9 protein-coding genes are annotated in these 11,726 nt (G+C 65.4%); 6 read left to right on the top strand and 3 right to left on the bottom strand.

What is annotated here, in order from left to right:
- Positions 1-53: 53 nt before the first annotated feature.
- Positions 54-374: an ATP-dependent Clp protease adapter ClpS gene (gene clpS, locus XCSCFBP4642_RS0111075; protein WP_029219836.1), complete on the bottom strand. Its 321-nt coding sequence runs from the start codon at positions 372-374 to the stop codon at positions 54-56.
- Positions 375-612: 238 nt separating this feature from the next.
- Between clpS and XCSCFBP4642_RS24615 the strand changes: the two genes are divergently transcribed.
- The 5 genes from XCSCFBP4642_RS24615 (at position 613) to XCSCFBP4642_RS0111050 (ending at position 4,527) form a co-directional block, all read left to right on the top strand.
- Complete coding sequence (locus XCSCFBP4642_RS24615) at positions 613-1,071, top strand: NUDIX hydrolase (RefSeq protein WP_033898268.1); 459 nt, start codon at positions 613-615, stop codon at positions 1,069-1,071.
- On the top strand, positions 1,068-2,204 hold the full coding sequence (gene mnmA, locus XCSCFBP4642_RS0111065; protein ID WP_029219835.1) for a tRNA 2-thiouridine(34) synthase MnmA: 1,137 nt from the start codon (positions 1,068-1,070) through the stop codon (positions 2,202-2,204). Before XCSCFBP4642_RS24615 ends, mnmA begins: the two co-directional genes overlap by 4 nt.
- Positions 2,204-2,818, top strand: a complete 615-nt coding sequence (gene hflD / locus XCSCFBP4642_RS0111060) for a high frequency lysogenization protein HflD (protein WP_029219834.1) — start codon at positions 2,204-2,206, stop codon at positions 2,816-2,818. The genes mnmA and hflD overlap by 1 nt, the downstream gene beginning before the upstream one ends.
- Before the next feature lie 147 nt (positions 2,819-2,965).
- A complete protein-coding gene (locus tag XCSCFBP4642_RS0111055) occupies positions 2,966-4,156 on the top strand; it encodes a methyl-accepting chemotaxis protein (RefSeq protein WP_005914458.1) in 1,191 nt (396 codons plus the stop codon).
- An 86-nt stretch (positions 4,157-4,242) separates the two neighbouring features.
- The gene (locus XCSCFBP4642_RS0111050; protein ID WP_029219833.1) at positions 4,243-4,527 is read left to right on the top strand and encodes a hypothetical protein; all 285 of its coding nucleotides are present in this window, start codon (positions 4,243-4,245) and stop codon (positions 4,525-4,527) included.
- Between the two features lie 866 nt (positions 4,528-5,393).
- On the opposite strand, the gene XCSCFBP4642_RS0111045 is transcribed toward XCSCFBP4642_RS0111050, so the two are convergent.
- Positions 5,394-6,413, bottom strand: a complete 1,020-nt coding sequence (locus XCSCFBP4642_RS0111045; RefSeq protein WP_029219295.1) for an IS5 family transposase — start codon at positions 6,411-6,413, stop codon at positions 5,394-5,396.
- A gap of 272 nt (positions 6,414-6,685) precedes the next feature.
- On the bottom strand, positions 6,686-9,472 hold the full coding sequence (locus XCSCFBP4642_RS0111040) for a bifunctional diguanylate cyclase/phosphodiesterase (protein ID WP_029219832.1): 2,787 nt from the start codon (positions 9,470-9,472) through the stop codon (positions 6,686-6,688).
- Positions 9,473-9,631: 159 nt separating this feature from the next.
- Between XCSCFBP4642_RS0111040 and XCSCFBP4642_RS0111035 the strand changes: the two genes are divergently transcribed.
- Positions 9,632-11,725: a sensor histidine kinase gene (locus XCSCFBP4642_RS0111035; RefSeq protein WP_029219831.1), complete on the top strand. Its 2,094-nt coding sequence runs from the start codon at positions 9,632-9,634 to the stop codon at positions 11,723-11,725.
- The last annotated feature ends 1 nt before the right edge of the window (position 11,726 follow it).

Raw genomic sequence — 11,726 nt, 5'->3', positions numbered from 1 at the left:
AGCACGCGATTGCGGTCACACCGTTGCACTGCTGGAATGATCCGATGACGGTCTCAGCTCTGTTCCATCGTGCACAGCAGCGGATGCTGGTTCATGCGCGAAAACTCGTTGACCTGCGCAACCTTGGACTCGGCGACTTCGCGGCTGTAGACCCCGCAAACGCCGCGCCCGCGGGTGTGGACGTGCAACATGACCTGGGTGGCGCGCTCCAGGTCCAGGTTGAAAAACTGCTGCAGGACGGTCACCACGAAGTCCATCGGAGTGTAGTCGTCGTTCAGTAGCAACACCTGGTAGCGCGGCGGTGGCGCTACCTCCGGCTTGCTGGCTTCGACCGTGAGGCCGTGATCGTGTTCGTGGGAGGTCTTCCGAGGCATCCGGTCATTATACGGTTCATCGCCGCGCGCATTGGACGATTTGCGCCGCGGCCCGCACAATTTGTCTCTGATTCCATGGCTTGCCCTTGATGACCGATTCCCTGACCGCGCCGGCACTGGCGCCGTCGACGACTGCCGACACGCGTCGCTGCACGCCACGCTCCGCCCTGCGCCGCCCTTCCGGCTGCCGTCCTGCCGCAGTACCGGGCCGTGCACTGCCGCGCACCGGAGTCTTCCCATGAGCGCACAGGAACAGCGTTGGCATCCCGATGTCACGGTGGCCACCGTGGTGGTGCGCGACGGACGCTTGCTGCAGGTCGAAGAGCGCATCGGTGGCCGCCTGCTGCTGAACCAGCCGGCCGGGCATCTGGAGCCGGATGAGAGCCTGCTCGACGCAGCCGTGCGCGAAACCCTGGAAGAGACCGGCTGGGACGTGCGGCTGACCCACTTCATCGGCACCTATCAGTGGCTGGCGCCGAGCGGCCAGTGTTACCTGCGCTTTGCGTTCGTGGCCGATGCGCTCACCCACCATCCCGAGCGCAGGCTGGATACCGGCGTGGTGCGGGCACTGTGGATGACACCGGAGGAATTGCATAGCGCCAGCGAGCGCTTGCGCAGCCCTCTGGTGTGGGAGGTGGTGGCCGACAACCTGGCCGGGCAGCGGCATCCGTTGGCGCTGGTGCGGCACGTCGCATGAGCACGCCACGTATCGTGGTGGGCGTGTCCGGCGGGGTGGATTCGTCGGTGGCGGCCTGGCAGCTGGCGCAACAGGGCGAGTCGATCGCCGGGCTGTTCATGCAGAACTGGGCCGACGACGGCAGCGGCGATTGCCGCGCCGAAGACGACCGCCGCGACGCGGTCGCGGTCTGCGGGGTACTGGGCATCCCCTTCCATTTCCGTGATTTCTCCGGCGAATACTGGAGCGGCGTGTTCGAACATTTCCTGGCCGAATACGCGGCCGGGCGCACCCCGAATCCTGACGTGCTGTGCAACCGCGAGGTCAAGTTCAAGCATTTCCTGGATGCCGCGCAGGCGCTGGGCGCCGAGCGTATCGCCACCGGGCATTACGCCCGGGTTGCGTACAGCGGCGGGCGCTGGCGGCTGCTGCGCGGTGCCGACCGGGGCAAGGACCAGAGCTACTTCCTGCACCAACTGGGGCAGACCCAGCTGGCCGCCACCCTGTTCCCGATCGGCGAACTGGAAAAAAGCACGCTGCGCCGTATCGCCCAGGACGCCGGCCTGCCGACCCATGCCAAGAAGGATTCCACCGGGATCTGCTTCATCGGCGAGCGCGACTTCCGCGCGTTCCTGGGCCGCTACCTGCCCGCGCGCACCGGCGAGATCCGAGACCCGACGGGGCAGCACATAGCCAGGCACCCCGGCGTGTTCTATTTCACCCTGGGCCAGCGCGAAGGCCTGAACATCGGTGGGGTGCGCGGCCGCGCGGCGGCGCCGTGGTACGTGGTGGGCAAGGATGTGGCCAGCAACGTGCTGTACGTTGACCAGGACCGCGACAGCCCGCTGCTGCAGTCGCGCTGGCTGCAATCCGAGCTGGCCCACTGGGTCACCGGTGCGCCGCCGGCGCGCAGCTTCAGTTGCACCGCGCAGACGCGCTATCGGCAGCCGGACGAGCCGTGCACGGTGGACGTGCAAGGCGACGGCAGCGTGCAGGTGCGCTTCGAGCGGCCGCAGCGGGCGGTAACGCCCGGGCAGTCGCTGGTGCTGTACGACGGCGAGGAATGCCTTGGCGGCGCGGTGATTGCCGCCACCGATGCGCCGCTGGAGCGTCAATTGGCAGGATCTTCTTCTTCCCCCGAGGGTGTGGCTTGATGAGTGTTTCCATGGATCACCGTGTGCTGGCGCTGGCCGGCGTTGCCCAGGCCCTGCAGCAGGTGCGGCGGATCGCCGAAACCGGACATTCGGAGGCGGCCACGGTGCGCACCGCCATCGACAGCGTGTTCCGGGTGGATGCGGCCTCGCCGGAGGCGGTCTACGGCTCGACGGCGGCCCTGGCGCCCGGCCTGCGCCTGCTGCACAACTACTTTCGCAACCAGGGCCAGGACGAGGTGTTGCCGCGGCTGGCGCTGGCGGTGTTGCAACTGGAGCGCCGCTTCGTGCGCGACAACGCGACCGTGGTCACGGTTTCCAGCGGAATCGCTGCAGCGGCGCGTCAGGCACACAGCCTGGGCGACAGCGCGCATCCGGATGTGTTGAGCTCGCTGGGCGGGCTCTATGCGCAGACCATCAGCCACCTGCGTCCCAAGGTCATGGTGCAGGGCAACCCGCACTACCTGGGCCAGGCCGGCGTGGTGGCCGAGATCCGCGCGCTGCTGCTGGCGGCGGTGCGCTCGGCGGTCCTGTGGCGGCAGATGGGTGGCAGCCTGTGGGATTTCCTGTTCGCCAAGCGCGCGATGAGCGAAGCGGTGGATCGCGCACTGCGTTAAGCGGCGCCGAAATACCGGATGAAAGCGCCCGCAACGGGCGCTGGCGCCAGCCAGTGACGGCGGCGTGCGCCAGACGAGATGGCGATCGTCGCTAAAGACCACGGGGGTAGTGCCGATACAGCAACCGTGACTCTGCCGAGAACGCCCATGTATTCACGTCCACTCATCCGTCTAGCCGCTCCTCTGGCTCTGACCTTGCTGTTTCCCTTCGCTGTCGGATTCGACTGGCCCGCTTCGGTGCGCTGGGCGATCCTGGCGACCATGACCCTCAGTTGGCTGGGTTTCGCTGCCTGGGTGACGTACTCCCAGTTCCGGCCTAACCCGGACCAGGCCCGCATCCTGCGCGAGCAGGACCAACTGCTCAACGAACTGCGTACGTTCGTCAGCAACGAAGTCGACGGTTCGCGCTCGGAAGTCGAGCGTGCCCGCGAACTGATCCGCCAGGCCGTGTCCGGTCTTGGTGGCAGCTTCGAAGCGATGAACCGCAAGTCGCGCCAGCAAAGCCAGGCGCTGGCCCGCATCGTCGACCGTGCCGGTGACGACGGCAGCGCCGGTGTCGATGTCGCCCGCTTCGCCCAGCACGCCAGCTCCCGCATGGAGCAGTTGGTGGAAGCGCTGGAACAGGTGAGCGGCCAAAGCACCAACACCGTCCATCACATCGATGAGATGGCCCAGCATCTGGATGGCATCTTCGCGCTGCTGGAAGACGTCAAGTCGATCGCCGACCAGACCAACCTGCTGGCCTTGAACGCCGCCATCGAAGCAGCACGTGCCGGTGAAGCCGGTCGTGGCTTCGCAGTGGTCGCCGACGAGGTGCGCAACCTGTCCGAACGCTCCACCACCTTCAACGAACAGATCCGCAAGCTGGCACACAGCTCCAAGGAATCGATCGCCAAGGTGCGTGAAACGGTCTCGCAGCTGGCCTCGCGCCACATGGACCGCTCCCGCGAGGCGCGCCACGAATCGGCCGCCATGCTGGAGAACGTCGCCCAGATCAACGCCTCGTTGGGCGATGGCATGCGCGAAATCTCCGAGTGCGCGCGCTCCATCGATGGCAGCGTGGCCGAAGCGGTGCGTGCCCTGCAGTTCGAGGACATCGCCACGCAGACGCTGAGCGGCATCCACACCCACCTCGATCGCCTCACCGCGATCAACCGCGAGGCGGTGGCGCTGCAGGAACTGCTGCATCGCAATGGCGGCGTGTACGACAGCGATCTGGTCGCCGCGCTGGCCAAGGTGTCCAACCGCCTGCGCGACATGCGCGTGGAGTGGGAGCGTCCGCCGCACAAGCCGGTGGCGCAGCAAGGCATGGGCGCCGGTACGGTCGAGCTGTTCTGAGACCGATGCCGACCCGCATCCCCTGATCCCGACAGTCCCCGGCCTTCCGGGGATTTGTCGTTCCGCAACAACCTGGTATTCCGCTGATGACGCTCCTTGCCCCGCCCACCGATGCACCCACCGCCGTGCTGGAATCAGCCGCGCTGGCGGCTGCACACGCCCAGCGCATTGCGCAACGCGACGCTGCCCGGCCCGCGCTGCGCAGCATGCGCATGCCGGCCGCGCTGGAACGGCTGGAGCGTGCCGCCCGTGCGGAAGTGCAGGCAATGCAGAACCCGCGCCGCAGCTGCAGCGAAGAAGAACTGCTGTTTGCGACCGTGGCCTGGGATCTGGGTCTGGATGGCGCAGCCGTCGACGTATCCGGACGCTGACGTTTTTGTGCGACAGCGGGGCGGGGCGTGCCTCGGCAGGCGCCCCGCTGGCTGTATTCACTGCCCGACCTGTGCCGTTTGTGCATCAGGGCGTGCCACCCGGCGTGGCTCCGAACACGCAATGCCTTGCGATTGCAGCACCAGGGTGAGATCTCCCCTGCCCGTCTGCTCGACGACTTCTACGACATAACGCAACACGTCGATCGGATGATCTGCGGCCTGGCTGCGGGGTCCTTGCCTGCCTACCGTCACTGGTCACGCCTTGAATCCGGTCCTGAGGTCTCTTGAGCGGAATCCATGCCGCAAAAGGTCCCGCGATGATGAGCGGACCGCGCCGGCACGACGCTACTTCTGCTCAGAATCGCGGCGTGTACCTTTTCGGTCGTCTGGCGGGCGATGGATCAGGTGTAGAGCGCCTGGCTTTGCAGGTTGGTTGCAGGGCCCTTGTCCGCCCACCATCGCAGGACACGCCGCAAGTAAATCCGTGTGGGCTCTTACGCGGCATCCATGCCGCGTAAGGTCCTGCGACGGTAGGCAGACAAGGACCAGTCGAGATAATCGGTGTGTGTGGTGCAAGCGACGCGTGAGGTGAATTGCATGGATCGCCGTGTATACGATCAGATCCCCGTCGCAAATTGAGCACCAGAAAAGTATTCAAAATGCAGCCTACAAGCTTTCCATGCTCCTAGCCCAAGCCGAGCAACGGGACAAGCTTTCAATAAAGGGCACCTCGAATAACCATGCCGGAGTCGATGTGGCGCATGCATGGAGGTGACGATGCTTGGAAACATCAGCACTCTGACATGGTCGGCCAAGCTCTCAGCTCGCCGACGCTGCGCGCGAGGCGTTCTTCTGGCCTGCGGCATTCATACCGGCCGCATCCCGGCCTGCTGCAATCGTGCCAGACGCAGCAGGTTATGGCCGGCAACCTTCAATCCGATGACCACCTTCGCACGTGCCAAGCCGAGCGTGCGTAGACACTTGCCACCTTGTTGCGTCAGTCGCGCGAATGCGTGCTCGACAAACACCCGATCTTTCGCGATGCGCTGATTGCGCCGCTGCTGGGCCGAGCTCAATGCGTTGCCGCGTGTACCTTTGTGCTGGATGTCCACACGATATCCCTCTTGCTTCAAGCGGGCTTCACGGTCCCGGTCGGCATAAGCGCTATCGGCACGAAGTATGCGTGCGGTATTACCCGCATCCAGCAACCGCTCGAAGTACCGGCTGTCATGCACGTTCGCGCTGCTGACCTCGTGCACGCGAATGAATCCCCAGCGACGATCGACATTGGCGTGCAACTTGTAACCGTAATAGGAGCTGCCGTGCTTGCTCGTCCAGCGCGCATCCACGTCCTTCTGCGCGCGCTTGGCATCGCTCCAATCCTCCGGGATGTCGTTCTGCTTGATGCGCGCGTTTTCCTCGCGCGTGTTGCGCTGGATCGGCGCACTGACGATGCTGGCATCAATGATCTGCCCGCCACGGGCAATGTAACCGGCGCGCGCCAGTTGTCCGCTGATCGCCGCATCGATATCTCCGATCACGTCATTGTTCTTCAGCCGCTCGCGCCATACCCAGATCGTCTTCGCATCCGGCACCTTGCCGCTCTTCTCCAGACCGACGAACCGAACGAAGCTACGCCGATCCAGCAACTGATACTCCAACGCATCGTCGGAAAGGTTGTACAACTGCTGCAACAGCAACACCCTGATCATCACCTCAGTCGGCCACGCTGGCCGGCCACCCTTGGCCTTCGGCCCGAGCGACAGCCTCGCATCCACCGCACGGGCAATACCGCCAAAGTCGATGTGACGCGACAACACGGCCAGCGGATCACTCAATTGCTGACGTTTAGCATCACGTTCTTCACCGGCGAACAAACTGATCATCTGTAGCACCCTCCGCTAGCATCGCATTACGTCAATGATGACAGGATACTGGGGTTTTTAGAGGTTCCCTAAAGCAGCCGACCAACTCTCTGGTGCGGCGCCCTTGCCGGTTGCGGGCTCCTTTGCGGCATAGATGCCGCCAAGGAGCCTCCGCGGACGGATTCACGGCGTGTCCCGAGCTTAGCGAGGGCATCGCGCCCTCGACTCGCTGAGCTTTCGAGCGGCGCATTTCAATAGGCGGCGGGCGACGCCTGGCGCTGCGACAGCTTGCGTCAGTTGGCGAGGACCAGCCGCGCGCCCAGCCGCATGCCGGCGTCGGCCTCGCGCAGCCACTGCGCCATGTCACGCGGCGACAGCGGGCGTGAGTAGAAATAGCCCTGGATTTCGTCGCAACCCTGCTGGCGCAGCAATGCGTCTTCCTGCACCGTTTCCACGCCTTCGGCGACCACCTGCATGCCCAGCGCGTGACCCAGATGCACGATGGCCTGGGTGACTTCGGCGGTATTGGCGTCGTCGAGCATGCCTTGTACGAAGCTGCGGTCGATCTTCAGGCGCTGCACCGGAAAGCGGTTGAGGTAATGCAGGTTGGAGAAACCGGTACCGAAGTCGTCCACCGCCAGCAGCACGCCGTTCTGTTCGAACAATTCAAAGCAGCGGCGCAGCGAGTCCGAATCGCGGATCAAGGCCGATTCGGTCAGCTCCAGTTCCAGCCGTGACGGCGACCAGCTGTTGTCGCGGCAGATTTCCAGCACGCGCTCGGCAAAGCCGCGCTCGCGCAACTGCACCGCCGACACATTGACCGCGATACGGCTGAAGTTGAGCCCGGCGCGATCCCAGACCACCGCCTGGCGGCAGGCTTCACCGATAACCCATTCGCCCAGGCGCACGATCTCGCCGCACTCTTCGGCGATCGGGATGAATTCGGCCGGGCTGCACGGGCCATGGCCGGGGCGATTCCAGCGCATCAGCGCTTCGATGGCCGGCGAGGCGTCGCCGACGGTGTTGACCAGCGGCTGGTAGACCAGCGTGAACTCTTCGCGCTCGAGCGCGCCCTGCAGCGCATGTTCGAGCTCCAGGCGGCGCTGCGCACGCAACAACACGTCCTGGCTGTAGTAATGGAAGGTGTTGCGGCCGGACTCCTTGGCTGCGTACATCGCCGCGTCGGCCGCGCGCAGCAGGCTGTCAAAGTCCGACAACCCTTCGCCCTGCAACGCGATGCCGATGCTGGCACCGAGCTTGAGGGTCACGTGGTCCTTGCGCAGCGGCTCGCCTAGCGCTGCAATCAGCTTGCGCGCCACGTGGCCGGCATCTTCGGGCTCGGACAGGTCGCGCAGCAGCACGATGAACTCGTCGTCGCTGAAGCGGCCGAACAGGTCGCTGTTGCGCAAGTGCTGGTGCAGGCGCGCCGACGCGAGTTTGAGCAGGTTGTCGCCGGTGGCATGACCGAACGAGTCGTTGATGCTCTTGAAGCCGTCAAGATCGATCAGCAGCATAGCCATGACCTGGCCGCGCTCGTGCGCCTCGCGGATGGCGTTCTCTGCCTGCTCACGCAGCAGGAAGCGGTTCGGCAGGCCGGTCAGGCGGTCGTAGTGCGCCAGCAGCTCGATGCGTTCGTTGGCCTCGCGCTCGCGGGTGACATCGCGGAACAAGGCCACGAAGCGCGGCGGCAGGCCTTCACGACGGTCCAGTTCGATAAGGACCTGCACCCAGATGCGCTGGCCGGAATTGCGATAGAAGCACAGCTCCAGTTGCTCGGGCAGGCCGCCGTCTGAGATGCGCAGCAGCGCCGCTTCGAACGCATCGCGCGAATCCTGGGTGTACAGCGCAAGCGCCTGCTCCAGGGTGATGTTTTCCTTGCGCAGGCCGTGGATGCGGTAGCACTCCTCGGTCCACTGCATGCGGCGGGTGTCGACCTCGATCTCGCAGCCGCCGATCTTGCCCAACGCAGACACGCGATTGAGCAACTCGGTACGCCAGCGGATCAGGGCGTCGGTCTGGCGTTGTTCGGTGACGTTCTGCAGCTGGCCAAGGACACGCACCATGCTGCCGTCGCCATCGAAGACCGGCTGCGCCCACACCCGCAGGTGATGCGGATTGACGCCGAGCAGGCCGTTGACCTCTAGCTCGAAATGCACCGGCAGGCCTTCATGCTTGATCTTGCGCCAGGCACTGCGCAGTTGCGCAACCGACGGCCGGGCGAGCAGACGCAGCAGATCGCGAATGCCCTGCAGACGCAGCTGGGTCATACCCAGCTGCTGCAGGAAATCCTGGGAGATCCAGAGCTGGTCCTTCAACGAATCCCAGCTCCAGCTGCCCATGCTGGCGATCCGCTGGGCTTCTTCGAGCTGGGCCTGCTGCTCGCGCAGCTGCTGCTCGAGCAATTTGTGGTGATGCACATCGGTATGCGTGCCGACCATGCGCAACGGGCGGCCATCGGCGGTGCGCGATACCACGCGGCCGCGATCCAGGATCCAGCGCCACTGGCCATCGTGCTGGCGCAGCCGGAATTCGGCCACATAGGTGTCGGTGCGACCATCCAGATGCGCCTGCACCGCGGCACTGACGTGCGCGTGATCATCGGGGTGGATCAGACCGGAAAGTGCGGTGAGGTTGTTCGGCAGCGGCTGCTCGGAATAGCCGAGCATGCGGGTCCATCGTTCGGAACGGTACACCACGTCCGCCGGGATATCCCAGTCCCACAATCCGTGGTCGGCGCTGTCCAGGCCCATTTCCCAGCGGCTGGTGCCATCGGCGCCCATCGGCTCGGGAATGCTCAAGGTAAAGGCCATCACCTGGCCGTGCTCGTCGCAGACCGCGCGCAGCCAGCCTTCCAGCCGCCCGCCACCGGTGCCGGGCAGCACGCAGGCGGTCATGCCGCCGCTGTCGGCCACCTGGGCTCGACTGCTTTCCAGCACTTCGGCGTATGCGCCGAGGGTTGCCGGCAGCCCGAGGGACTGCGCAACGCGATTGGCCGCCAGGGGCTGGCCATGCGCATCCAACAACACCACCGCTGAGGTCAGCGGGTGCTGCAGCATGCTTGCAATGACGCCTGAGTCCACTCTGGAACACTCCGAAGGATCGACCCCTGGCTCGGAGTCGCAATGGATAACGGCCGTTCGGCCGATTAGTTGAGGCGCCTGTTTCGGGGCGCGACCGAACCGGGCGCAGTTGCGGCTAAGATGGCTCCATCGCCAGCTCCTTAGGTCGTTCGCGGACCCATGCACCAACCTGTCGCCGCGCCCGCATTCTCGTCCCCTCCTGTTTCCCGACTTCGCCTGGCCGAGCGCCTGCAGCAAGGCCTGTGGACGCTGACCGGCCTCTACCTGCTGATCGGCGTGCTCTGGCTGCTGCTGGGCAACCGCCTGCTAAACCTGGCCGGTGCCGCCACGCCGGAGCGCTGGTCGGACGCCAGCTTTTTGCTGCTCTCCAGCATCGTGATCCATCTGGTGCTGCGGCGCTTTGTGGCCTTGATCGTGGACGAGCATGCGCAACTGGCGCAGTCCGAGGAACTGCTGAAAGCCAAATTCCTGGCGCTGCCCAGCCCGGCTTTCATGTACGACCTGGCCAGCATGCGCATCCTCGATGCCAATCCCGCGGCGCTGGAATTTTTCGGTTGGGAGCGCGACGAGTTCCTGCAGCAGACACTACAGGCGATCTGGCCCAATGCCGATGGCGACCGGCTGGAAGAGATCATCACCCAGATCCGTGGCAAGGGCGACACCACCTGCGTGCTCAACGAAGACCTGCTGACACGCAGTGGCCCGCGGCATGTCGAGGTACGCAGCAACCAGTTGCATTTGGCCAGCGGCCCTGCCCGCCTGGTGGTCACGGTGGACCGCAGCGAAGAGCGGCAGGCACAGCACCTGCGCGACGAAGCACTCGAACGCCTGGAGGAAGCGCAGAGCATCGCGCGGCTGGGCTCCTGGCAGCTGGACCGCACAACCGGCCTGGGCCGCTATTCGTCGGCGGTGTATCGCGTACTGGGGCGCAGCGTGCCCATGCATCGACGCGAACATCGGCTGGAAGAATTGCTGACCGCCTCCGACAGCGCAACCCAGGCGCGGATCGAACGCATGATCGAAGACATGTGTACCGGCGGCGAGGTGCAGATCGACGTACTGCTGCCGCTCACCGGCGGCGATTCGCAGCCACGCACGGTGCATCTGCGCGCCGAGAGCGTGACCCTGCCCGGCGGTGCACGCCATGTGCACGGCACCTTGCAGGACGTGAGCGAACGCGAACAATCGCGGCGCCTGCTGCGCGAGCGCGAAGAACAATTTCGGGAGTTGGTGCGGGTGCTGCCGGACGGCGTGCTGATCCTGGCCGACGAGCACGTGATGTACGCCAATGCCGCCGGTTCCATCCAGTTCGGCTTCCAGGGCGAGACCATCCTGGGCGAACCGCTGCAAATCCTGGTCAGTGACACCGACCTGCCCATGGTGCGCGAGTATCTGCGTGCCGGCAGCGACCGCAACGACCCTGTCTCCAGCGCACGGGCGATGCGTCGCCGCGACGGCAGTACCTTCTACGCCGGCTTGTCGGCCGGCGATATCCGCTATGGCGGGCGCAGCTGCAAACTGCTGGTGGTGCGCGACCTGAGCGAACCCGAGCGCATGCGCGATGCGCTGGCCGAGAGCAATGCCGAGCTGCAGGCGATGGCCAAGCGGCTGTTCTCGCTCCAGGAAGACGAGCGCCGCGCCATCTCGCGCGATCTGCATGACGACATCGGCCAGGCGATCACCGCGATGAAGCTGTCGGCGCATGCCGCGCTGGACGAGCTGGACCCGGTCGCGCGCCGTGAGGATCTGCTGGAAGTGGTGTCGCTGGCCGACTCCACCGTGACCAAGCTGCGTAATCTGTCGATGCTGCTGCGTCCGCCGCAGCTGGATGCGCTGGGCCTGGAAGCGGCCTTGCGCTGGCAGGCCTCGATGCTGTTCCGCGCCTCGCAGGTGCGGCTGGAGCTGGATATTCAGCCCCTGGACGCGCGCCCCGGCAACGAGATCGAGCAGGCCTGCTTCCGGATTGCCCAGGAAAGCCTGACCAATGCGTTGCGTCACGCCTGTGCGGGCGAAGTGCGCATGCGCCTGCACTCGATCGACAGCACCAGCTTCAGCCTGGAAGTCAGCGACGATGGCGATGGATTCGAGCCCGAAGGTCCGCGTGGACTGGGGCTGATCGTGATGCGTGAGCGTGCGCAAACCGTCGGCGGCGTGCTCGCGATAGAATCGGCTCCCGGAGCAGGCACGCGCGTCACGTTGCGCCTGCCCTATCACCCGGCCGGCGAGTCCGTCCACGAAGATGGTGGACGTTGAG

The sequence above is a fragment of the Xanthomonas cassavae CFBP 4642 genome, from assembly GCF_000454545.1.
GTDB classification, from domain to species: domain Bacteria; phylum Pseudomonadota; class Gammaproteobacteria; order Xanthomonadales; family Xanthomonadaceae; genus Xanthomonas; species Xanthomonas cassavae.
This window is presented reverse-complemented; position numbering and strand designations above follow the sequence as displayed.